Source organism: Paraburkholderia sp. CNPSo 3076 (assembly GCF_026343935.1).
GTDB lineage: Bacteria > Pseudomonadota > Gammaproteobacteria > Burkholderiales > Burkholderiaceae > Paraburkholderia > Paraburkholderia nodosa.
The window spans coordinates 210,311-233,539 of sequence record NZ_JAPMAL010000016.1 but is presented as its reverse complement, the minus strand read 5'-3'; the positions used below and the strand labels follow the sequence as shown (position 1 = coordinate 233,539).

Here is a 23,229-nt window from a genome sequence, read left to right as displayed (position 1 = left end):
TGCGCCAAGGCCTGTTATTAGCGTGAACAGGCCTTAGCACGAAAGCCGCAAAGCAAAGCTCGCATCGGTATAAGCCGTGCGCCCCGGCTCGCTAGAATCGAGCGTTCGGTCTGCTTACGAAAATCATGCAGGCAGGTCGAAACGCCTTTCAACGACAGACGGGGATCACCATGGCAGGTTTGGGACGCACGGCGCGCTGGCTCGGCGCGGGCATCATCGCATTGAGTGCAGCGGCGGCGCACGCCGAAACGTCGTTGCTGAATGTCTCGTACGACGTGACGCGCGAGCTGTACAAGGACATCAACGCGAGCTTCATCGCCGACTATCAGAAGAAGACCGGCGAGACCCTGTCGATCAAGCAGTCGCACGGCGCGTCGAGCGCGCAGGCGCTCTCGGTGCTGCAAGGCCTGCAAGCCGATGTCGTGACGATGAACCAGCCCAACGACATCGACCTGCTCGCGCAGCAGGGTCATCTCGTGCCCGCCAACTGGCGCACGCGCCTGCCCGACGCGAGCGCGCCCTATACGACGACGATGGTGTTCCTCGTGCGCAAAGGCAACCCCAAACACATCAAGGACTGGGACGATCTCGCCAAACCTGGCTTGCAGGTCGTGATCGCCAACCCGAAGACGTCGGGCAATGGACGCTATGCGTATCTGGCCGCGTGGGGCTACCGCAAACAGCAGGGCGCGAGCGACGCCCAGGCGCTCGACTTCGAACGCGCGCTCCTGAAGAACGTGCCGGTGCTGGACGCGGGCGGCCGGGGCGCCACGACGACCTTCACGCAGCGCGGTATCGGCGACGTGCTCGTGACCTTCGAAAACGAAGTGGCGCTCATCGATACGGGCGTGGGTGCGAAGGACTTCGAAGCCGTCTATCCCTCGGTGAGTCTGCTGGCGGAGCCGCCGGTGACGATCGTCGACAAGGTCGTGGACAAGCGCGGCACGCGCAAGAGCGCGCAGGCGTATCTCGACTATCTGTATTCGCCCGCCGCGCAGGAGATCATCGCGCAGCACCATCTGCGTCCGCGCGATGCCGCGGTGCTCGCGAGGCACGCAAACGAGTTCAAGCCGATCAAGACCTTCACGGTCGAGCAGGTGTTTGGCAGCTGGCAGAACGCGCAGGCGACGCATTTCGCCGATGGCGGCACGTTCGATCAGATCGTCGCAGACCGCAAGTAATCCGGGCGCGACGTAACGACACCGCGTAAAAAAAGCGCCTCGCAATTTGCGAGGCGCTCTGCATTCAGGCTGCGGATTTAGTACCAGCCGCGACGGCCATGCCATTCGTTGCGGCCGTACCAGCGACGGCCGTCCCAGTAGCGGTCGCCGTGCCAGCCGACCACGACAGCCGGCGCGTAGGCCACGCGCACGGGCGGCGCGACGTAGACCGGACGCGGCGCGACATAAACGGGCTGCGGCGCGACATACACGGGCTGCGGCGCGACATACACCGGCGCCGGTGCAACATAAACCGGAGCGGGCACGCCGACGTTCAGGCCGACTACCACACCGGCCATCGCGGTTTGCGAGGCGGCCAGGACTAGCGCTCCAGCACCCAGCGCGGCAAAGAGTTTGGTTTTCATTTTGAGCCCCTTCGGTTGAAGATTCGATGGCTTCAATGTAGCTGGGCGCTCGGCGGCTTGAGTTACCAAACTGCAACAAACTGCGCGCGAATTTTACCGGCGGTAATGAGAGGAAAGGGCGCTCGCCCGCCTGCGGCGGGCTTCCCGCATGTTTGGCGCAGGTGGGCGTGTTTCAATTCGTGATCGTCGGGGCAGGTCTGTAATCGGCGCGCCGGGCGCGAACGCCCGGCATGCTCCCGCCATTACTGCACCACGACGCTCGCGAAGTTCTGCCGTCCGAACGGACTCACCTGATAGCCGCTCACGTTCGTGCGCGTGATGGCGGCGGCGGTCGGGTAGCCAAGCGGAATCCACAGCGCCTCGTTGTGGATGATCTGCTGGGCGGCTTCGTAGAGCTTCACGCGCTTGGCCTGGTCGGCGGTGGCCTTGCCTTCGGCGATCAGCTTGTCGAGTTGCGGATCGCAAAAGCGCGCGAAGTTGATGCCCGACTGCACCGCATTGCAGCTAAAGAGCGGCGAGAGATAGTTGTCGGGGTCGCCATTGTCGCCGGCCCAGCCCATGAAGAGCGTGTCGTGCTGGCCTTGCTTCGCCTGCTTGATCAGCTCGCCCCACTCGATCACCTTGATCTCCGCCTTCACGCCGATCTTCGCGAAATCGGCCTGCAAAAGCTCCGCGCCCGCGCGCGGGTTCGGGTTCAGCACGCTGCCGTTCGGCCGCACCCAGATCGTCGTCGCGAAGCCGTTGGGGAAGCCCGCGTCGGCGAGCAGCTGTTTCGCCTTCGCCGGGTCATACGGATACGGCTGGATCGACTTGTCGTAGCCCCAGGTGATGGGCGGCCAGGGGTTCGTCGCGGGCGTGGCGGTGTTGTCGAAAATCGCCTTCAGGTACGTCGTGCGGTCGAACGCCATGTTCAGCGCCTGGCGCACCTTCTGGTTGTCGAGTGGCTTCTTCTGCGTATTGAGCGCGACGAACGCCGTCATGAACGCGGGCGTCTCCACCACTTTGAGCGACTTGTCGTCCTTCGCCGAAGCCACGTCCTGGGGCTTGGGCGAGAGCGCGATCTGGCATTCGCCGGCCTTCACCTTCTGCGCGCGCACGGCGGCGTCGGGTGTGATCGCGTAGATCAGGCGGTCCGCCTTCGGTTTCGGCCCCCAGTAGGTCGGGTTCACGTCGTAGCGGATCACCGCGTCCTTCGTGTAGCTCCTGAGCACGAACGGGCCCGTGCCCACCGGCTTCGCGTTGAGGTCGACCTGCTTGCCGGCCTTGAGCAACTGGTCGGCGTACTCGGAGGAGTAGATCGACGCGAAGCCCATCGTGAGGATCGAGAGGAACGTGGCGTTCGGCTCGTTGAGCTCGAACTTCACCGTGTTTGCGTCGACCTTCGTGACCGCCTTCACGAGCTTCACGAGGCCCATCGACTGCGCGTGCGGGAAGCCGCTCGCGCCGGCCACCTTGTGCCACGGATTGTTCGCGTCGAGCATGCGATCGAACGTGAAGACCACGTCGTCGGCGTTGAGCGTACGCGTGGGCTTGAACCATTCGGTCGTCTGGAACGCCACGTCGGGGCGCAAATGGAACGTGTAGGTCAGGCCGTCGGCGCTCACTTCCCACTTGTCCGCGAGCGCGGGCACGACCTTCTTCTGCGCTTCGTCGTAAGCCACGAGCGAATTGAAGATGACGTCGGCCGACGCGTTGGTCGTGACGAGCGAGTTGAACTGCACGACGTCGAAGCCGTCGGGACTCGACTCGGTGCAGACCGTCAGCGGTTTGGCGAGCGCGGTCGTGGCCGCGAACGCGGCGCCAAGCGCGGCCGCGAGCACGAAAGCAGGCGCAAGCGTGCGCGCGGTGGGCGAGGTGAAGCGCATGGGATCTCCGTGGTTCTTCGGTGGCGGGCGGCGCCCCGTTTTGTTCGATTCAGGAGAGGCGAGAAGGCTCAGAAGGGCGCCCGGACGAGCCAAGCTTATCGAAGGGAAATTGCCGAGACAACAATTTAATCCACATACCCATATGGCATGGAGGCGCCGTGTGGCGAGCCGGTGCGGCTCAGTGGCTCGCCGTGCGCGGCTTGCGGGGCGCCTTTTCGAACACGCGGTCGTAGACCCAGCGCGGCAGCGCGCGCAGCATCGTGGCGGCCACGCGCATCGGCCAGGGGAACACCGCGAACGACGTGCCGCGCGCGATCGCTTGCGCGGTCTTCGCGGCGAACTGGTCCGCGTCCATCAGGAAGGGCATGCGGTAGGGGTTCTTCGCCGTCATCGGCGTGCGGATGTAGCCTGGCGCGATGGTGACCACGGGCACGCCGAACGGGCGCATTTCCACGCGCAGCGCTTCGAGATAGGCGAGCGCCGCGGCCTTCGAGGCGCTATAGGCGCCCGAGCCCGGCAGCCCGCGCACGCCGGCCACGCTCGCGATGCCCACGAGCGTGCCGCGTCTTGCCTGCGCCATCGCCGAGGCGAACGGCTCAAAGGTGGCGACCATGCCGAAGTAGTTGGTGTCCATCACGTCGCGGAACGTGGCGAGATCGCCTTCGCCCGTCAGCACGCCGCGGCTCACGCCCGCATTGGCGATCACGATGTCGGGCATGCCGTGCTGGGCGATGAAGTCGCGCGCGGCGGCGGCGAGCGCATCGGCGTCGCGCACGTCGGCGGGATAGATGGAGATGGGGTGATGGGGGTGGGACTGCCGGAAGCCGGCAAGGGCCTCGCCGCGGCGCGCGACGAGCCCGAGAACGGCGCCCTGCCGCGCGTAAACGGCTGCGAGCGCGGCGCCAATGCCGCTCGACGCGCCGGTGATGAAGACCTTCAGTGGCGCGTCTTGCATGGCGCTAACCCTCACATTTTCTTCGCGCGGATCTGCGAGATGATGAAGTCCATCACCTGGGCCGTGCCCGGCAGCGCCTTGTCTTCCGGACCCTGGACCATGGCCGGGCCGGTTTCGTATTTGCCCTGGATGGCGATGGTCGGCACGCCGTCGATCTTGTAGGCGTCGAGCAGGGCCTTGTCGCGCTGCAGCGCGCTCTGCGTCGAGAACGAGTTGTACGCTTCCATGTACTTCTTCGCATCCACGCCTTGCGTGGCGAGGAACTTCGCCTGGTCTTCCGGCGTGAGCAGGTAGTTCTTGTTCACGTGGATTTCGTGGAACACGACCGGCGTGAGCTTCTGGGCGAGGCCGAGCGCGTCGAGCGCGTAGTACATCTTCGAGTGCGGGATGAAATCGTCACGGAACGCCACCGGCACGCGCTTGAATACGACGTCCGGGCCCTGCTTCTTGATCCACGCTTCGAGATACGGGTCGAACGCATTGCAGTGCGGGCAGCCGTACCAGAAGAACTCGATTACTTCGATCTTGCCCGCGGGCACGTCGAGCGCCTGGGGCGCCTTCAGGACCGTGTAGTCCTTGCCGGCCACGGGTGCCTCGGCCGAGGCGTGGGCCACACCGGCGATCAGCGAAAGCGAGAGAAAAAGCGTACCGAGAAGTCGTTTCATGGCGTAGGAATCCACTGTTCTTGGACCGGCGGCGGCCGGTTGTCTGCCGCGGGACGCCGTTGGCGCGAAGCTGGCGCGTGCGGGTGCTGCGCGGGTGTTGCTTGTTGACGGACGCCGGGCCGCGCGCCGCGGCCCGGCCTCACGCGATTGCCGCTCTGCTGCGGCTTCGGTGGGCGGGCGCGCGGTGCGCGGCGCGGACGGCGATTACTGCTTCGTGAAGCGGATGACGGCCGTATCGATACCGGCGTCGGACAGGCGCTGACGCGTCGAGTTCATATCGTCGAACTTCGTGAACGGACCGATGCGCACACGGTAGTACGTCACGCCGCCGGCGTCGCGCTGCGTCACCTTCGACTCGAACCCCTGGAACGCGAGGCGCGCGCGCTGCTGCTCGGCGTCGCCCGAGGTCTTGTACGCGCCCACCTGCAGGAAGTAGCCGGTGTTGGCGTCGCCCGGTGTGGGCGCGACGCTGCCGGGCTTGGCGGCCGGGGGCGCCGGCACCGCGTTGGCGGGCTTCTGCGGCTGGTTGTTCGCGAGGATCTGCGCGGGGTTGCTCGTCGCGTTGCTGGCCGACTGCGGCTTCTTCGCGATCGCCGTGCCGCTCGTGACGTTTTCACCCGTCGACGGTTGCGGCGCGACCGCCACGCCGTTGTTATTGGCGGAGTTGCTGTTCGAACCCGAGGGCGGCACTTCCACGATCTGCGGCTCTTCGAGCATGCCCGAGGACTGCGACTGGTTCGTGGTCTGGCCCGGCGCCGTGTTGGGCGGCGTGCTTTGCGCGGCCTGCGGCACCGGCTGGCCCGGCGACTTGCCCTGCAGCGCGCGGTTCGGGTCGACCTGCCCGTTGTTCTGGCTGACGTCGGAGGCGGCCGGCGGCGCGACCTTCGAGACGAACGGCGTGGGCGCGCGCGTGATGTAGAGCGCCACCACCACCGCGATCGCAAGGCCGACGATCAGGCCCAGCACGATGCCGAGAAAGGTTCCCCCGGACTGCTTCGACTGCTGTTTTGTAGTGCGGCGCGGTTTTGCCATCGTCTGAATCACCTGCAAACAAGAGAATCCTGGAATGGCCGTCCGCGCGAGGCGGCGGCCCCATACAAGCTGCTGCGCGCGGGTCTCGCGCGTCTCGTTACATGCGCTCCGGCGCGGACACGCCGATCACGGCCAGGCCGTTCGCGAGCACCCGGCGCGTGGCCGCGAGGAGGGCGACGCGGGCGTCGCGTTCGGCGACGTCGTCGACGAGAACGCGTTCGGCATTGTAGAACGAGTGAAACTCAGCGGCGAGTTCGCGCAGGTAGAACGCCACCGCGTGCGGCGCGAGTTCGCTGGCCGCATGCGTGAGCATGTCGGGGAATTCGCCGAGTTTTGCGATGAGCGCGAGCGCTCGCTCGCTCGCAAGCGGCGCGAGCTCGACCTTGGGCAGCGCGGCCGGATCGCCGCCGAACTTGCCCTGCCAGTCGCCGAGAATCGACGAGATGCGCGCATGCGCGTACTGCACGTAGTACACCGGGTTTTCGTCGTTTTCCTTCAGCGCGAGGTCGATGTCGAACACGAATTCGGTGTCGGCCTTGCGCGAGATGAGGAAAAAGCGCACGGCGTCGCGGCCGCGGCGGATGGTCGCCTCGTCGAGCAGGTCGGGCGAGACTTCGCTGCCCGGATTCGCGCCGCCCGACCATTCGATCAGGTCGCGCACCGTCACGTAGCTGCCCGCGCGCTTGGAGATCTTCACCTCCTGGCCGTCGCGCATCACCGTGACCATCTTGTGCAGCACGTAGTCGGGATAGCCCTTCGGAATGCCGATGCCGAGCGCCTGCAGGCCCGCGCGCACGCGCGCGATGGTGCCGTGGTGGTCGGAGCCCTGAACGTTGATGACCTTCGTGAAGCCGCGCTCCCACTTGGTGACGTGGTAGGCCACGTCGGGCAGGAAGTAGGTGTAGGTGCCGTCGGACTTGCGCATCACGCGGTCCTTGTCGTCGCCGTAGTCGGTGGTCTTGAGCCACAGCGCGCCTTCCTGCTCGTAGGACTGCCCCGACGCGACCAGCGCCTCGACGGTCTTCTCGACGCGGCCTTCCGTGTACAGCGACGACTCGAGGTAGTAGCGGTCGAACTTCACGCCGAACGCCTGCAGGTCGAGATCCTGCTCGTGGCGCAGATAGGCCACGGCGAAGCGGCGGATCGCCTCGAGGTTCCCGGGATCCTTCTCGCCCGTGACGGGCTCGCCGTCCTTGGCCGCGACGGTTTCGCCCGCGAGGTAGTCGCGCGCGATGTCGGCGATGTATTCGCCGTTGTAGGCGGCCTCGGGCCATTCGGCGTCGCCGGGCTTGAAGCCGCGCGCGCGCGCCTGGGTGGAGACGGCGAGGTTGCCGATCTGCACGCCGGCGTCGTTGTAGTAGAACTCGCGATGTACGTCATAGCCCTGCGAGGCAAGCACATTCGAGATGGCGTCGCCGAGCGCGGCCTGGCGGCCGTGGCCCACGTGCAGCGGGCCCGTGGGGTTCGCCGAGACGAACTCGACGAGCACGCGCTTGCCGGCTTCGCGCTGCGAGCGGCCGAATGCCTCGCCCTGCTCGAACACGGCGCCGATCACGGCGCGCTTCGCGTTGGCGGTGAGACGCAGGTTGATGAAGCCGGGGCCGGCCACTTCGGCTGCCTCGACGAGGCCTGCGGCCTCGGGCTGGGCGAGCACGGCGTCGACGATCTGCTGGGCGAGCTGGCGCGGGTTCGCGCGCATGGGCTTGGCGAGTTGCATCGCGACGTTGCAGGCGACGTCGCCGTGGGCTGCGACCTTCGGGCGCTCGAGCGTGATCGCGGGCACGACGAATGCGGCTTCGCTCGCGCCTTCGGCGGCCTTCGCCACTTGGGCTACGGCTTGCGCGAGCAGGGTCTCCAGGGTGTGTTTCTGTGCGGGCAGCATGCTGGTTGCAAGTCCTGTGCGGGTAATGGGATGCGGGGCCGGCGCCTGGGGGCGTAACCCGGGGCATGGCCCCTGGCTTGCCGGCGCCGACCGCCGAATACGGGTGAGGGCGCCAGCCTCGCGGCGGGCCTCCTGCCATGCGCCAATGCACGGGGGGCCTCGTTGCGGCAGGCGGCGTGGCGGCGTCCCTGATGCCAGAACGTCCGGTCGCCGCACCCTGCGGGTAATTCCGTCCTGACGGATTTTAGCAGGTGCTAATATGTGAAATGAGGTAGCGCGACATGGGTCGCCTTGGCTCGTCTGGCTTCGCAGGCCGGAACGTCACGCGCAGATCCAAAAAATCATAAAGGGAACAGACATGCTGGTTACTTTTAAGTGTCACGCGGCGCCTGACGTCACGATGCTGGAGAACCTCGCACAATACCTTCTCGGCATCATCGGCAAGCGGCTCGGCCCGCGCGGCGTCATTACCCACGACGAACTCGACACCGCCATCACCAAGCTCGAAGCGGCCATCGCCACGGACAAGAAGGACCGTCACGAGCAGGAAGGCCACTTTCACGAAGGCGAGGATGACCGGGTGCATCACGAACTGCCGGTCGGCCTCGCGCAACGCGCCTTTCCGTTCCTCGATATGCTGCGCGCCGCGAAGAAGGAAGACAACGACGTTCTGTGGGGCATTTGAGGTCCGTACCTGACGTGACTGGGCGTGGGGCTGCGCTGTCGCCATGGCGCGTGCCGGCCAGCCTGTGAGGGCGCTCTGGTTGCCCCACCCGATTCGATGTTCCAAAGCAAAGAGCCCGCAAGGTTGCGGGCTCTTTGTTTTTGTTCACCTTCGGCTCGCCTTACTCGCTGGCGGCCGCCGGTTCGGCAGCGGAAGCCTCCGACTTCTTCATCTTCTTTTTCTTCGGCTTCTTCACGTGCTTTTCGGTGGGCGCCGAATACGACGTCGCCGGGCTCGCCTGCTCCGGCGCGGCCGGCTGGGCGAACGACGGCTGCGCAAGCGCCGCGACGCCGAAGGCGGTCAACATCAACATCAGCTTCTTCATACGATTTCTCCGTCGAGGTTGCTTCGATTTTGCGTTTTAAGGATTTGCTGATGATCGAGCCGGCGCGGCGTTGCCGCATGTGGCCGGGCGTCATGCAGGTGATACCGGGTCTTGCCGGGCCATATTACAAAGCCGAAAAATCGCGCGCGCGTAATCTTCACCTTGCCGGATGGCGTATGTCGGGCGGCGACAACAGGGGGTAGCGCGACGGGAGAAAGCGCGCCGCCCGGGGCGGCGCGCCGTGCGGCTTAGAGCTGCGGCGCGAGCGCGCGGCGGGCGTCCGCGTCGGAGAGCGACATACGCTTTGCATAGTCGGCGAGCTGGTCCTGGCCGATCTTGCCCACCGAGAAATAGGTGCTGTCCGGGTGCGCGAGATAGAAGCCCGAAACGCTCGCAGCCGGCAGCATGGCGAGCGATTCCGTCACGCTCATGCCGACCTCGCCCGCCTGCAGGAAGTCGAACATGTCGCGCTTCACGAGGTGATCCGGGCAGGCCGGGTAGCCAGGCGCCGGGCGAATGCCCGCGTACTTTTCGGCGATCAGCGCGTCGTTGTCGAGCGTTTCGCTGGCTGCATAGCCCCACAGATCGCGGCGCACGCGTGCGTGCAAAGCTTCGGCGAACGCTTCCGCGAAGCGGTCCGCGAGCGCCTTGAGCATGATCGCGCTGTAGTCGTCGTGGTCCTTCTCGAACTGCGCTTCCTTCACATCCACGCCAATGCCCGCCGTCACCGCGAACATGCCGATATAGTCCGCCACGCCCGAGTCCTTCGGCGCGATGAAGTCGGCGAGCGAGCGGTTCGGGCGCATCACGCCGTCCACCACCGGGCGCACCGACTGCTGGCGCAGGTTGCGCCACGTGAGCGCGACTTCGCTGCGCGACTCGTCGGTATAGATCTCGATGTCGTCGTCGTTCACCGTGTTTGCGGGCAACAGCGCGATCACGCCGTTGGCGTGCAGCCAGCGGCCTTGAATCAGGCGCGCAAGCATCGACTTCGCGTCGGAAAAGACGCGGCGCGCCGACTCGCCCACGATCTCGTCGTTGAGAATCTGCGGATAGGGGCCGGCGAGATCCCACGTCTGGAAGAACGGACCCCAGTCGATGTAATTCGCGAGCTCGTTCAAGTCGAAGTTCTTGAACACGCGGCGGCCGATGAACTTCGGCTTCACGGGCTGGAAATTCGCCCAGTCGATCTTCGTCTTGTTCGCGCGCGCTTCTTCGAGCGTCACGAGCGGCGTGGCCTTCTTGTTGGCGTGCTGGTCGCGGATGCGCTCGTAGTCGGCCTTGAGTTCGTCGAGGTACTTCGCTGCGCCTTCGTCCGAAAGCAGGCTCGACGCCACGGAAACCGAACGCGACGCGTCCGGCACGTACACGACCGGACCTTCGTAGTGCGGCGCGATCTTCACGGCCGTATGCACGCGCGAGGTGGTCGCGCCGCCGATCAGCAGCGGAATCTTCTTGATGCGGAAGTAGTCGTCACGCTGCATTTCGCTCGCAACATAGGCCATTTCCTCGAGCGACGGCGTAATCAGCCCCGAGAGGCCGACGATATCCGCGCCTTCGACCTTGGCCTTCGCGAGGATCTCGTTGCACGGGACCATCACGCCCATGTTGACCACTTCGAAGTTATTGCACTGGAGCACCACCGACACGATGTTCTTGCCAATGTCGTGCACGTCGCCCTTCACGGTCGCGATGACGATCTTGCCCTTCGCGCGCACGTCGGCGCCCGTTTCGGCGAGCAGGCGCTTTTCTTCCTCGATGAACGGAATCAGGTGCGCCACGGCCTGCTTCATCACGCGCGCCGATTTCACCACCTGCGGCAGGAACATCTTGCCCTGGCCGAACAGGTCGCCGACGATGTTCATGCCGTCCATGAGCGGGCCTTCGATCACGTTGATCGGGCGGCCGCCGGCACCCATGATCTTCACGCGCGCTTCTTCGGTGTCCTCGACAATGAAGTTCGTGATGCCGAGCACGAGTGCGTGCGCGAGACGCTTTTCCACGCCCTGGTTGCGCCACTCGAGGTTTTCTTCCTTCTTCGCGGCGCCGGTCTTGAACTTGTCGGCGATCTCGAGCAGACGGTCGGTGGCGTCGTCGCGGCGGTTGAGCACCACGTCTTCCACGCGCTCGCGCAGCTCCGCGTCGAGGTCGGCGTACACGCCGAGCTGGCCCGCGTTCACGATGCCCATGTCCATGCCCGCCTGAATGGCGTAGTAGAGGAACACGGTGTGGATCGCCTCGCGCACCGGGTCGTTGCCGCGGAACGAAAACGACACGTTCGACACGCCGCCGCTGATCTTCGCGTAGGGCAGGTTCTGCTTGATCCAGCGCGTGGCTTCGATGAAGTCCACCGCGTAGTTGTTGTGCTCCTCGATGCCGGTCGCCACCGCGAAGATGTTCGGGTCGAAGATGATGTCCTCAGGCGGGAAGCCCACTTCGTTCACGAGGATGTCGTAGGAGCGCTTGCAGATCTCGGTCTTGCGCGCGTAAGTGTCGGCCTGGCCCTTCTCATCGAAGGCCATCACGACGCTCGCCGCGCCATAGCGGCGAATGAGCTTCGCGTGATGCACGAACTGCTCCTTGCCTTCCTTGAGCGAGATCGAGTTGACGATGGCCTTTCCCTGCACGCACTGCAGGCCCGCTTCGATCACCTCCCACTTCGACGAGTCGATCATGATCGGCACGCGCGCGATGTCGGGCTCGGAGGCGATCAGGTTCATGAAGCGCACCATCGCCGCCTTCGAGTCGAGCATGGCTTCGTCCATGTTGACGTCGATGACCTGCGCGCCGTTTTCGACCTGCTGCCGCGCAACCGCGAGCGCCTCGTCGAACTGGCCGTTGAGAATCATCCGCGCGAAAGCCTTCGAGCCGGTCACGTTGGTGCGCTCGCCCACGTTGATGAACAGCGTGCCGTCGGTCACGTTGAAGGGCTCGAGGCCGGAAAGGCGCAGGGTATGGTCAGTCATGGCGTGGGACCGGATCGTGTGTGGTTGGAGCGGGACTCGGAAGCAGCGATCGAACTTGCCGTCAGGCGGCGTCGCGATACTGGCCGGGCCAGCGGCGCGGCTTGATCTCTGCGAGCGCGCGGGCAATGGCCGCGATGTGCTCGGGCGTCGTGCCGCAGCAGCCGCCCGCCACGTTCACGAGACCGGCGCTCGCGAATTCCTTGAGCAGTGCCGACGTATCGGCGGGCCTTTCGTCGAAGCCCGTGTCGCTCATCGGGTTGGGCAGGCCCGCGTTCGGATAGCACGAAACGTAGGTGTCGCAGAGCTTCGCAAGCTCGGCGATGTACGGGCGCATGAGCGCCGCGCCCAGCGCGCAGTTCAGACCGAACGTGAGCGGCTTCGCGTGACGCAGCGAGTTCCAGAACGCTTCGACAGTCTGGCCCGAGAGAATGCGGCCCGAGGCGTCGGTGACGGTGCCCGAGATCATGATCGGCAGATTCTCGCCCGTGTCTTCGAAGAGCTGGTCGAGCGCGAACAGCGCGGCCTTGGCGTTGAGCGTGTCGAAGATCGTCTCAACGAGGAAGAGGTCGCAGCCGCCGTCCATGAGCGCCTTCGCCTGCTCGTAGTACGCACGGCGCAGTTCCTCGAACGTCACGTTGCGCGCGCCCGGATCGTTCACGTCGGGCGAGATGCTCGCCGTTTTCGGCGTCGGCCCGATCGCGCCCGCGGCGAAGCGCGGCTTGTCCGGCGACGAATACTTGTCGCAGGCGGCGCGCGCGAGCTTCGCCGACTCGACGTTCATCTCGATGGCCAGTTCGCCCATGCCGTAGTCGTCCTGGGCCACCGTGGTCGCGCCGAACGTGTTGGTCTCGATGATGTCCGCGCCCGCCGCGAGATACTGCTCGTGAATCTCGCTGATGATCTGCGGCTGCGTGAGCGAGAGCAGTTCGTTATTGCCCTTGATATCGCGCGGGTAGTCCTTGAAGCGCTCGCCGCGGTAGGCGGCTTCGTCGAGCTTGTAGCGCTGGATCATCGTGCCCATCGCGCCGTCGAGGATCACGATACGCGAGGCGAGCAGCGCGGGAAGCGCTGCGCCGCGCGTGTATTTGGCGTCCCCGGCGGGACGCGAGGCAAGGGCTGCGGGCTGGTTCATGGATCGCGGGCGGGCGTGGTGCCGGTTGAACTGGGAAACCCCACATTGTAGCCGCTGCGGCAACGCTCCGCTGCGGGCGGCGTCGCGTGCCGGCAACCGCTATGGCGCGTGCCGGACGGCCAAAAGAAAACCCCGGCCGGCCAAGCCGGACGGGGTTTCGTGTGAAGGACGCTGCGCGTTGAGTGCCGCGGGGTGCGCTAGCGTCAGTGAAGCACGACGGGTTGCTGCATGAGGCTGTCGAACTGTCCGAGGAATTCGTCGACTTCGTCGAGAGACTGGTCTTCGTCCATCAGCTTTTGCACGTCTTCGCGAAAACGTGCCGCCATCACGCCATCGATGAAGATCTCGCGGCGCGCGTTTTTGTCGACGATCTCGTAGCCGCCTGCGCGCATGGCGCTATGGCCGTCCTGCGGTGGGAACTCGACAACGCAATAGTTGGGACTGTTGTAGATCATTTGCATGGCGACACTCCTTTTTCCTGTGCTCCCCGACCTTCTCGGTCAATACATGGAGCGTTCGTTCTGGAATTCAAGGGGTGGGTCCCGCATCACCTCTTATGTGGACTGCTCTCCCTTTTTTACTTCACTTCTCAACTGCGTCTGCTGCCACTGCCACGATGCTTTTACTTCGAACTGCTTAGACCTACTGTTTGAGAAACGTTTCGAGCAACGCGGTGAAACGGTGCGACTCCTCTACCGGGGCCAGATGCGCGGCATCGAGCACCACGAAATGCGACCCTTCTATTGCTCTTGCAAGGGCCTGCGTCACGGCCATCGGCGTGCCGCTGTCGTGGCGGCCCGCCACTGCGAGCGTCGGCACGCGCAGTTGCGCGAGCCTGTTTTCCACGTCGAAATCGCGTAGCGCCTCGCAAGCCATCGCATAGCCTTCTGAAGGGGTCCGTAATAAAACGTCACAAATCCGCTCGACAGTCGGCGCATGCGTGTGCCGGAAGTCGGCGGTGAACCAGCGCGCCATCGTCGCGTCGACGAGCGCCCCGAGACCCTCGCTGCGTACCGTGGCGGCGCGTTCGTTCCACGTTTCGCGCGCTTGAGGCGGCGTATGGCTTGCCGTGTCGCAAAGCGTGAGCGTCGTCACGCGTTCGGAGTAATCGAGCGCGAACTGCTGCGCAATCATGCCGCCCATCGACATGCCGACGAGATGCGCATGCTCGATGCCGGTTGCGTCGAAAAGCGCATCGAGGTCGGCAGCGAGTTCTGCGAAGCCGAAGGGCTCGCTCGCGACGGCGCTCCCACCGTGGCCGCGCACGTCATAGCGCAGCACGCTGTGGCGATGGCGGAAATGTCCGGCGAGCGTGTCCCACACGCCAAGGTCGCCGCCCAGTTGGTGAATGAACGCCAGCGCGGACCCACCGCTCCTGTCGTCGAAGACATAGTGCGTATCGATGCCATTGACAGTCACTTGCATGGGTTCCTCCTTCGCCTTCCAGGCTGGGAGTCAAGCCGTTTGCGAGGTACTGCATGCACGCGATGCTGATGGAGCAATCCACGCGCCTGGGGCGCGCAGACGATGCGCGATGCGATGTTCGTTAGCTTGTGTGTCGCGTCCCTGGTTGCTGCGCCGTTTATTGTGTCGAGCCGATTTTGTCCGTCTTGTGCAGCGTTGTATCGGTTTGTCCGTGCTGGTCCGTTTGCTGGTGCGTTCGCTGGTCCGTTGTTTGCGCGCGGTGTGTTGCTGCCGTGTTTCGTCTGCTTGTTTTTCTTGGGCCTTCGTAGTGCGCGCAATGCCTTGCGATCCTTGACACATGGCTCGATTCCAGTATGCGCTATTTCGCGAATTTGTGTTGCGAAGCGGGCCGTCCGGATCGAGCGGTGCGTGCGGTTGCGCGCTCAGGGATGCTCGGGCGCCGGGCCCGGCGACGCGGGTGAGGGTTGCGCGTCGTCTGTCGACGGTTGCGGCGGTGATTCTGTTGGCGTTTCTGTCTGCATATTGGCGGGTGGCGCCGGCTGCGCAGACGGTTGCGGTTCCGGTTGTGACGCAGCAGGCGCAGAAGCAGGCGCAGCTTCCGGCGTTTCGGATTGTGCCGATGTTGTCTCGGGCGCGGCGCTGGGCGTCGTGGCGGTCGCGGCCGCTGCGGAGTCGGGCGCCGACGCGGGTGCGTTCGTCGCGCTCGGCACCGTGAGCGCGCCGCGCCACACCAGTTCGAACTGGTTGCCATTCGGTTCGGTTTGCACGAGGCGCACGGGCAACCAGCCTAGCGACTGCGCGAGCCACACGTCGATGCGCCGCTTGTCGCCCTCGCGGCGCGGCAGACGCATGAAGTGGCGCGCTGTGACGTAGCCATGATCCGTGCTCACGGTTTCGTCGCCGATCGTGGTGATGGGCCAGGTCTCACCGCTGTCGTTGTCCGCGACATAGAACTCGCGCGTGACGCCCGGCTTGTACGCGTCGGGGTCGCCGCGCACGAGGCTCGCGAGCTGCATCACCATGCTGAAGCGGTCCTGCGCGGCATCGGGCAGCGCGAGCGAGTTGGGCGTGCGCGTGAACACGATCTGCTTGTCGGTGCGATTGAAAATCGTCACGTCCGAAGGACGATGGCCGCGCTTTTCGATGTACTGATCGGGCGCGAGGCCGAAGGCGTCCACGTGGCCCTTGCTGGTCCAGCTGAACTCGCCGACGAAGGGCAGGGGCACACGCACGACCATCTCGTAGCGTTGCCCATCGCTCGACCAGTGGATCGTGCCGGGCTGATTGCGCACACCGTTATAGAACGTGTCGTACTGGAGCTCGCCCGATGGGGGCACCGAAAATTTCAGCCCATGCGTGGCTTGCGTGGCTTGTGCCGAAGGCTGCTTGCCGTTGCCGGGCGCCGTGCTTGCCGTCCCGCTCGTGCCGGCGGCGCTCGCGCTGGCTGGCGATGCGGCTGCGGGCGCGGACGCCGCCTGCGTATCCGGCGCCGAGGCCGGCGCCTTGGGGTGCGGTTTGGGCGGCGTCACCGCGTGCAGCGCATGCGGCTCGGCGGGCCTGGGCGCCGGTTTGGGCGCGGCATGCGCCGCCGCCGCAGGACCCGCGGGCTTCGCCTCGCGCTCGATGCGCTCGGGTTTGAGGAGCGCCACTTGCACCGGTACGCGCACGTGCGCGACGGGCGGCGGCGCGCCGTGATGCCGCGTGAACCATTCGGCCGCGAGCCAATGGAGCGCCGTGACCGCGACGAACACACCGACCCAGCGCCACGCGCGCATGGGCTGCGGCGTGCGTGAGTCAGTGTCGAGGCGGCGTGCCTCGCGCGGAGCGGCTGGCGTGGACATCGGCGGATCGTGGGCGGTATCGGTCGTACGTTAATGTGACACAACCCGCCGGGTGCATGCAGAAAGGCAGACGCGTGCGAGCGGGGTCACATGGATGCGGGCCCGGCGTACAGCCCTCAGCGCGGCGTGGGACTGTACCCCAATTCGTACGACAGTTTCTCGGCGCACGCGCGCAGCGCGGTATCCACGGCGCCGTTCCAGGCGATATCGAACGCTCCTTCGTGACCGAGCGCGATGAGTCCCAGCGCGAGTTCGCCGCTCGCGTCGAACACGGGTGTGCAGAACGCGTGAATGGTCGGCAGCAACATGCCTTCCACGCGGGCGGCACCATGCTCGCGAACTTCTGCGAGCGCCTGTTCGAGCGCATCTGCCGTGCGCGGTGTCGAGCCGTACGAGTAGTGCTGCGCGCCCGCGAGCTCGCGCTCGATCATCGGGGCGGTCTTGCTGCGCGGCAGGTAGGCGGCGAATAGCAGGCCCGTGGCGGAACTGAGCATCGGCATGACGTCGCCGAGCTTGAGCGACGCTTTTGCGGGGTGGCTCGACTCCAGCCAGTGCACGACGGTCGGCCCCTGGTTGCCCCACACGGCGATGCCCACGGTGATGTCGAGCGCGTCGCGCAATTCGGTGAGTGCGAGGCGCGCGAGCTTGACGCCATCCACGCGCGCGAGACGCGCGAGTCCAAGCTGCAACGCGAAGCCGCCCAGTTCGTAGCGTCCGGAGAGCGGGTCCTGCGCCACCACGCCGAGGCGCATGAAGCTCACGAGATAGCGGTGCGCCTTTGCCGGGCTCATGCCCGCGCGCTGCGCGAGGTCGCGCAGCATCATCGCGCGCGGCTCGCTGGTGAGCACTTCGAGCAGGCGAAAACCCACTTCGATCGACTGGATGCCCGAGCGCAGTTTTTCTTCGCCGGCTTCGGCGCCTTCCGCAGCGTCGGCGGTGTCGAGGGTGTCGGCGAGATCTTCGGCGTTCGGGGCGTCTGGGGCGCTCGCGCGCGGCGAGGCGGATCGGACGGTTGGCGGCATGGATGCGTTGTAGTGTTCAAACGTACGGCGACTGTACGGTAACTGAGGGCATGCGGCGCGCCCGTTTGGGTCACGCCGATTCACCATCGTAGAATACATTTCCCTTATCGTCACTCACGTCTGATTCCATGAAACTTGCCACGCTGAAGGACGGCACCCGCGACGGGCAGCTGATCGTCGTTTCCCGCGACCTGCGCAGCGCCGCCATCGCCGACGCGATCGCACCCACGCTGCAGCGCGTGCTCGACGACTGGCGCTTCTACGCGCCGCAGCTCGCCGAGCTCTACGACGCGCTCAACTATGGGCGCGCGCGCAACGCGTTCAGCTTCGACGCACGCGATTGCATGGCGCCGCTGCCGCGTGCGTACCAATGGGCGGATGGCTCGTCGTACGTGAATCACGTCGAACTCGTGCGGCGCGCGCGCGGCGCCGAGATGCCCGCCGAATTCTGGACCGACCCGCTCATGTACCAGGGCGGCAGCGACGACTTCATCGGGCCTTGCGACGACATCGTGTGCGCATCCGAAGCGTTCGGCATCGACTTCGAGGCCGAAGTCGCCGTCGTGACCGGCGACGTGCCGATGGGCGCGAGCCCCGACGAAGCGCTGCGGGCCGTGCGGCTCGTCACGCTCGTCAACGACGTCTCGCTGCGCAACCTCATTCCCGCGGAACTCGCGAAGGGCTTCGGCTTTTTCCAGAGCAAGCCGGCCAGCGCGTTCGCACCGGTGATGGTCACGCCCGACGAACTCGGCGAGCACTGGCGCGAAGGGCGCGTGCACCTGCCGCTCATCGTGCACTGGAACGGCAAGAAGGTCGGCCAGCCCGATGCCGGCACGGACATGGTGTTCCACTTCGGCCAATTGATAGCGCACGCTGCGAAAACCCGCAATCTGCGCGCGGGCGCCATCGTGGGTTCGGGCACGGTCTCGAACAAGGACGCAAAGCGCGGCTACTGCTGCATTGCCGAGAAGCGCTGCCTCGAAATGATCGAAAGTGGACAGGCGAGCACCGAGTTCATGAAGTTCGGCGACAGCGTGAAGATCGAGATGTTCGACGAAGCGGGCAAGTCGATTTTCGGCGCGATCGATCAGGCTGTGGCGTCGCTCCACGGCGAGCCATGACACCCAGGCGCTGAAGGGTTTCGCCGGATGCCGCGCGCCACGCGTGCGGCTACACTGGCGAACGCCCGTTTTCTGCGAGGGCATCGGGCAGACCAGTCAAGGTACGAGCCGTAGAAGCACGCAGCATCCGAACGTAAAACGACAAGGAGACACCGTGAACGCTTCTCGCCCCAGCCGTCTTGCTGTACGCATCGCCTCGCTTTTCAGTATCTGTGCGCCCACGCTTGCGCTCGCGCAGGTCAAGATCGGCCTCGTGCTTTCGCTCACGGGTCCGGCCGCCTCGCTCGGCATTCCCGCGCGCGACACCGCCGCGATGTTCCCCACCGAGATCGCAGGCCAGAAAGTCCAGTACATCGTGCTCGACGACGCCTCGGACACGACCCAGGCCGTGCAGGACACGAAGAAGCTCATCGACGAACAGCATGTCGACGCGATCATCGGCTCGTCGATCACACCCAACTCGCTCGCGATGCTCGACGTGATCGCGCAGGGGGAGACGCCCACCATTTCGCTCGCTTCGTCGGCGAAGATCATCGAGCCCGTCGACGACAAACGCCACTGGATGTTCAAGACGCCGCAAACGGACGCGATGATGGCCGGCGCGATCATGGAGCACGCAGCCGCCCACAACGTGAAGACGCTCGCCTATATCGGCCAGGCCGACGCGCTCGGCGAGACGTTCTATGCCGAGATCGCGAAGGCCGCGCAGCGGCACGACATCAAGCTCGTCGCGAACGAGCGCTTCAATCGCACGGATCCGGGCGTGACGGGGCAGGTGCTCAAGATCGTCGCGGCGCATCCCGATGCCGTTGTGGTGGGCGCGGCCGGCACGCCCGCGGCGCTGCCGCCCAAGGCGCTCAAGGAGCGCGGCTACAAGGGCGTCGTCTATCACAACCACGGCGTGGGCAACCGCGACTTCATGCGCGTGTGCGGCGCCGACTGCAACGGCACCTTCCTGCCCGCAAGCCCGGTGCTCGTGGCCGCGCAACTGCCCGAGGACCAGCCCGGCCGGCGCCTCGCGCTCGACTATATTTCGCGTTATGAAGCACGCAACGGCGCCGGCACCGTGTCGGCGTTCGGCGCGTACACGTGGGACGCGGGGCTCTTGCTGCAGAACGCGATACCCGTTGCGCTCAAGTCGGCTGCGCCCGGCACGCCCGCGTTTCGCCACGCGCTGCGCGACGCACTCGAGGCGACGCACGGGCAGCATGACACCAATGGCGTCGTCAACATGAGCGCCACCGATCACCTCGGCCTCGACGCGCGAGCGCGCGTGATGGTCGAGATCCGCGATGGCAAGTGGGTGTATCAGCCGCATTGATGAGCCGCGCTGCCAGCGCTTTCACGTAATCAGCAATCCGAAGTAAAGGAGGTCCGCCCATGAACGATCCTTTTTACGCCCGCTATCACGCTCTGCGCGTGCGGCGGCACGAGCACGGCATCGTCGAGATCGTGATGAGCGGCGAGGGCGCGAACAAGAGTGGCCTCGCGACCGCCGACGCCAACATGCACCGCGAACTCGCCGAGATCTGGCGCGACGTGGACCGCGATCCCGACGCGCGCGTCGCCGTGATTCGCGGCGAGGGCAAGGGCTTTTCGGCGGGCGGCGACTTGAGGCTCGTCGAGGACATGGCCACGCATTTCGACGTGCGCGCGCGCGTGTGGCGCGAGGCGCGCGACCTCGTCTACAACGTGATCAACTGCGGCAAGCCGATCGTCTCGGCCATGCACGGTCCGGCGGTGGGCGCGGGGCTCGTCGCGGGACTGCTGGCCGACATTTCCATTGCCACGAAAACGGCGCGCATCATCGACGGCCATACGCGCCTGGGCGTCGCGGCGGGCGACCACGCGGCGATCGTGTGGCCGCTGTTGTGCGGCATGGCGAAGGCGAAGTACTACCTGCTGCTGTGCGAGCCGGTGAGCGGCGAGGAGGCGGAGCGCATCGGCCTCGTCTCGCTCGCCGTGGACGAGAACGACCTGCTGCCGAAGGCGTTCGAAGTGGCGAAGCGCCTCGCCAACGGTTCGCAAACCGCGGTGCGCTGGACCAAGTACGCGCTCAACAACTGGCTGCGCATGGCGGGGCCGACCTTCGACACGTCGCTTGCGCTCGAATTCATGGGCTTTGCGGGACCCGACGTGCGCGAGGGCGTGCAGTCGCTGCGCGAGCGGCGCGCGCCGGAGTTTCCGGGCGGCGATCCATTCTGATGCGCGCTTTCTGCCGATTTCTGCTTTTACGCGCGCTATCATCGGAGAGATCGTTTCGTGCCGCCCAAGCGCGCGCATTTGACCACCTATCTATGCGAGGGAGTACCGCATGACCGACTCAGCAGGCACCATGCCGCCGTTCCCGGGCTTTCCAGGCTTTCCGCCCGCCGAAATGCTCGACCAGATGTGGGGGATGATGCGCCTCACGCCGTTCGGCGGCGCGTTTCCGGGCGGCGAGCCGGGCGTGGCGCAAGCCTTTGGGCCGCCGCTTTCGATGATGTCCGACATGATGACGCCGCTCACCAACATCGAGGAGCTGGACAAGCGCATCACCGATCTGCGCGCCGTCGAGCAGTGGCTCAAGCTCAATCTCGGCATGTTGCAGTCCGCCATCCAGGCGCTCGAAGTGCAGCGCGCCACGCTTTCCACGCTGCGTGCGTTCGGCGCGTTCGCGCAGGCGCAGATGACCCCGACGCACGCCGAATCCGAAGCGCCGAGAGCGGGCGCCGCGCGCGAGCGGGCCGCCGAGCCGGAGGCCGCGAACGCAGGCGCTGCGCCCGAGGGCGCCGCAGCCGCGCAGCCGGGCTTCGACGCGGGTTCGTGGTGGAATCTCGTGCAGGCGCAGTTCAACCAGCTCGCGCAATTCGCGATGGCGCAGCCCGCCGCCGCGGCGCAGGCCGCGCAAGCGGCCGCCGAAGCGGTGAGCGAGGCGCAGGCGAAGACCGAAGCCGCCACGGCGAAACGCAGCACCACCGCCCGGCGGAGCAGCAATGCTGGCGGCGGCAATGGCAACAACGGCGGCGCGGGCCGCAGCGCGCCGCGCGGCGCGAAAAAGGCGCCGACGCAGCCGGAATAAGGCGCACCGCGTGACGTCACGTCACGAAGAAGCGCTCCGCGGGACGCAGCAGAAGGGCAACAGAAGGCCAACTGCGGGGCAAAAGCGAAACCACGACGGGGAGCGTCGGCATCATGCGGCTAGCGCTCGTGATGATGGGCGGCGGCGCGCGGGCGGCCTACCAGGCCGGCGCCTTGCGCGCGCTTGCCGAGCTGGCCGGACAGGCCGAGCCGGCGCGGCGCGCCATGCCCTTCACGGTGATCTGCGGCACCTCGGCGGGCGCAATCAACGCCACCTCGATCGCGAGCCACGCCGACCAGTTCGCGCACGGCGCGGCGCGCCTCGTCGATGTCTGGTCGGACATGCGCGCAAGCCAGATCTATCGCACCGACTGGCCCGGCGTCGCCGCCGCGGGCGCGCGCTGGCTCGCCGCGCTCGCATTCGGCTGGGCTGCGTCGAGCGTGGGCGCGCGCGCCGCGCCACGCACCTTGTTCGACAGCACGCCGCTCGCACGGATGCTCCCGCACGCGCTCAATTTCCATCGCATCGAGCAGATGCTCGACGAACGGCTGCTCTACGCGCTCGCCGTCACGGCGCTCAGCTATTCGTCGGGGCGGCACGTCACGTTCTATCAGGCGTGCGAGCCGATTACCGCGTGGCGGCGCGCGCAACGCACCGCGCGCATGGTCGCGCTCACACCCGCGCATCTGCTCGCCTCGGCGGCGATTCCATTTGTGTTCCCGGCCGTGCGTCTCGAACTCGACGGCCGTCACGAATACTTCGGCGACGGCTCGGTCCGACAGATCGCGCCGCTCTCGCCGGCCATCCACTTCGGCGCGCAGCGCATCGTCGTGTTGGGCGCGGCTGCGCCCACGCCCACGCCGGAAGTGCCGGCGGCGCGCCCCGACATCGACCGCTATCCGACGCTCGCGCAGATCGGCCAGCAGGTGCTCGCGAGCGTGTTCCTCGACTCCCTCGGCGCCGATATCGAGCGCATCGAGCACGTGAACCGCATGGTGCTGCAACTGCCGCATACGGTGGAGCCGGAAAGCGGCTGGCGGCAAGTCGAGGTGCTCGCGATCGCGCCGAGCGAGCGGATCGAGCTGATCGCCGCGCGCCATTTGCAGCAGTTGCCGCGCTCCGTGCGCATGCTGCTGGGTGCGATGGGCGGCAACCGCGCTTCGGGTGCGGCGTTTGCGAGCTATTTGCTTTTCGAGCGTGAATTCACGCGTGAATTGATCGAGCTGGGTTACCGCGACACGCTCGCGCAAAGTGATGTTCTTTTGAGTTGGCTCAAAGCTCCGACAGACGGCGCGATCAACGATTTTGGGGCGTGGCGGAACTGAAACACCGGCATGCTATTATTGTGTAAGGTTTTTCTGGTTATTTGTGGGAGTTGCGGGCGGCGTTGCGGCGCTTCGCCGCGCGGGTTCCACGGCCTTGACGGGCGGGATGTTTGCCCATTGGAAAATCAGCCAGCAAGGTGTGTCCAAAGGACGTCGAACGTAGGGCGCTAGAGTGCGACATTGTGTCGCATAGGCCCGCGGCGATGGCTCGCACGCCTCGCGGGTATCGGTGGTGATCAGCGGTATCAGGCGGCCGGGTTCAAGGAACGGAGCAGCTACCCAGAATCCACGACGGCGCCTTCA

Annotated in this window: 20 protein-coding genes; 7 read left to right on the top strand and 13 right to left on the bottom strand. The window is 66.0% G+C overall.

Annotated features, from left to right (window positions below; genetic code table 11):
- Positions 1 to 170: 170 nt before the first annotated feature.
- Complete coding sequence (locus M3A49_RS20080) at positions 171 to 1,181, top strand: sulfate ABC transporter substrate-binding protein (protein WP_266230389.1); 1,011 nt, start codon at positions 171 to 173, stop codon at positions 1,179 to 1,181.
- A gap of 77 nt (positions 1,182 to 1,258) precedes the next feature.
- Here M3A49_RS20080 and M3A49_RS20075 read toward each other — a convergent pair whose 3' ends face one another.
- The 6 genes from M3A49_RS20075 to argS form a co-directional block, all read right to left on the bottom strand.
- Entirely contained in the window at positions 1,259 to 1,585 is a 327-nt protein-coding gene (locus M3A49_RS20075; RefSeq protein WP_266230387.1) for a hypothetical protein, read from the bottom strand.
- 242 nt (positions 1,586 to 1,827) lie between these two features.
- On the bottom strand, positions 1,828 to 3,450 hold the full coding sequence (locus M3A49_RS20070) for an ABC transporter substrate-binding protein (RefSeq protein ID WP_266230385.1): 1,623 nt from the start codon (positions 3,448 to 3,450) through the stop codon (positions 1,828 to 1,830).
- Between the two features lie 178 nt (positions 3,451 to 3,628).
- On the bottom strand, positions 3,629 to 4,405 hold the full coding sequence (locus M3A49_RS20065) for an SDR family oxidoreductase (RefSeq protein ID WP_266230383.1): 777 nt from the start codon (positions 4,403 to 4,405) through the stop codon (positions 3,629 to 3,631).
- Between the two features lie 11 nt (positions 4,406 to 4,416).
- Positions 4,417 to 5,070: a thiol:disulfide interchange protein DsbA/DsbL gene (locus M3A49_RS20060; protein ID WP_254352598.1), complete on the bottom strand. Its 654-nt coding sequence runs from the start codon at positions 5,068 to 5,070 to the stop codon at positions 4,417 to 4,419.
- Positions 5,071 to 5,274: 204 nt separating this feature from the next.
- On the bottom strand, positions 5,275 to 6,102 hold the full coding sequence (locus M3A49_RS20055) for an SPOR domain-containing protein (RefSeq protein ID WP_266230381.1): 828 nt from the start codon (positions 6,100 to 6,102) through the stop codon (positions 5,275 to 5,277).
- Between the two features lie 97 nt (positions 6,103 to 6,199).
- Positions 6,200 to 7,984, bottom strand: a complete 1,785-nt coding sequence (gene argS, locus M3A49_RS20050) for an arginine--tRNA ligase (RefSeq protein ID WP_266230379.1) — start codon at positions 7,982 to 7,984, stop codon at positions 6,200 to 6,202.
- A 358-nt stretch (positions 7,985 to 8,342) separates the two neighbouring features.
- On the opposite strand from argS, the gene M3A49_RS20045 reads away from it, so the two are divergent.
- Positions 8,343 to 8,669, top strand: a complete 327-nt coding sequence (locus M3A49_RS20045; protein WP_035512106.1) for a DUF1840 domain-containing protein — start codon at positions 8,343 to 8,345, stop codon at positions 8,667 to 8,669.
- Positions 8,670 to 8,829: 160 nt separating this feature from the next.
- On the opposite strand, the gene M3A49_RS20040 is transcribed toward M3A49_RS20045, so the two are convergent.
- The 7 genes from M3A49_RS20040 to M3A49_RS20010 all read right to left on the bottom strand — a co-directional run bounded on the left by M3A49_RS20040 (position 8,830) and on the right by M3A49_RS20010 (position 17,533).
- Complete coding sequence (locus M3A49_RS20040) at positions 8,830 to 9,033, bottom strand: hypothetical protein (protein WP_028201768.1); 204 nt, start codon at positions 9,031 to 9,033, stop codon at positions 8,830 to 8,832.
- 248 nt (positions 9,034 to 9,281) lie between these two features.
- Positions 9,282 to 11,999, bottom strand: a complete 2,718-nt coding sequence (gene metH, locus M3A49_RS20035) for a methionine synthase (protein ID WP_266230376.1) — start codon at positions 11,997 to 11,999, stop codon at positions 9,282 to 9,284.
- Between the two features lie 61 nt (positions 12,000 to 12,060).
- Positions 12,061 to 13,131, bottom strand: a complete 1,071-nt coding sequence (locus tag M3A49_RS20030; RefSeq protein WP_266230374.1) for a homocysteine S-methyltransferase family protein — start codon at positions 13,129 to 13,131, stop codon at positions 12,061 to 12,063.
- Positions 13,132 to 13,334: 203 nt separating this feature from the next.
- Positions 13,335 to 13,592, bottom strand: coding sequence for a DUF3567 domain-containing protein (locus M3A49_RS20025; protein WP_028201771.1), 258 nt, complete (start codon positions 13,590 to 13,592; stop codon positions 13,335 to 13,337).
- A 181-nt stretch (positions 13,593 to 13,773) separates the two neighbouring features.
- The gene (gene pcaD / locus M3A49_RS20020) at positions 13,774 to 14,556 is read right to left on the bottom strand and encodes a 3-oxoadipate enol-lactonase (RefSeq protein WP_254352593.1); all 783 of its coding nucleotides are present in this window, start codon (positions 14,554 to 14,556) and stop codon (positions 13,774 to 13,776) included.
- 422 nt (positions 14,557 to 14,978) lie between these two features.
- Positions 14,979 to 16,397 (bottom strand): DUF3108 domain-containing protein, encoded by a 1,419-nt coding sequence (locus tag M3A49_RS20015; RefSeq protein WP_416338981.1) that lies wholly within the window; start codon positions 16,395 to 16,397, stop codon positions 14,979 to 14,981.
- Between the two features lie 116 nt (positions 16,398 to 16,513).
- The gene (locus tag M3A49_RS20010; protein ID WP_416338980.1) at positions 16,514 to 17,533 is read right to left on the bottom strand and encodes an IclR family transcriptional regulator; all 1,020 of its coding nucleotides are present in this window, start codon (positions 17,531 to 17,533) and stop codon (positions 16,514 to 16,516) included.
- Between the two features lie 14 nt (positions 17,534 to 17,547).
- Here M3A49_RS20010 and M3A49_RS20005 point away from each other — a divergent pair, with 14 nt between their 5' ends.
- From M3A49_RS20005 to M3A49_RS19985, 5 genes are all read left to right on the top strand, one after another.
- A complete protein-coding gene (locus tag M3A49_RS20005) occupies positions 17,548 to 18,540 on the top strand; it encodes a fumarylacetoacetate hydrolase family protein (RefSeq protein ID WP_266230372.1) in 993 nt (330 codons plus the stop codon).
- Between the two features lie 190 nt (positions 18,541 to 18,730).
- The gene (locus M3A49_RS20000) at positions 18,731 to 19,861 is read left to right on the top strand and encodes an ABC transporter substrate-binding protein (RefSeq protein ID WP_266230479.1); all 1,131 of its coding nucleotides are present in this window, start codon (positions 18,731 to 18,733) and stop codon (positions 19,859 to 19,861) included.
- A 59-nt stretch (positions 19,862 to 19,920) separates the two neighbouring features.
- Entirely contained in the window at positions 19,921 to 20,745 is an 825-nt protein-coding gene (locus tag M3A49_RS19995; protein ID WP_266230371.1) for an enoyl-CoA hydratase/isomerase family protein, read from the top strand.
- Positions 20,746 to 20,854: 109 nt separating this feature from the next.
- Positions 20,855 to 21,601 (top strand): PhaM family polyhydroxyalkanoate granule multifunctional regulatory protein, encoded by a 747-nt coding sequence (locus M3A49_RS19990; protein WP_266230370.1) that lies wholly within the window; start codon positions 20,855 to 20,857, stop codon positions 21,599 to 21,601.
- 113 nt (positions 21,602 to 21,714) lie between these two features.
- A complete protein-coding gene (locus M3A49_RS19985; RefSeq protein ID WP_254352589.1) occupies positions 21,715 to 22,926 on the top strand; it encodes a patatin-like phospholipase family protein in 1,212 nt (403 codons plus the stop codon).
- Positions 22,927 to 23,229 lie beyond the last annotated feature (303 nt).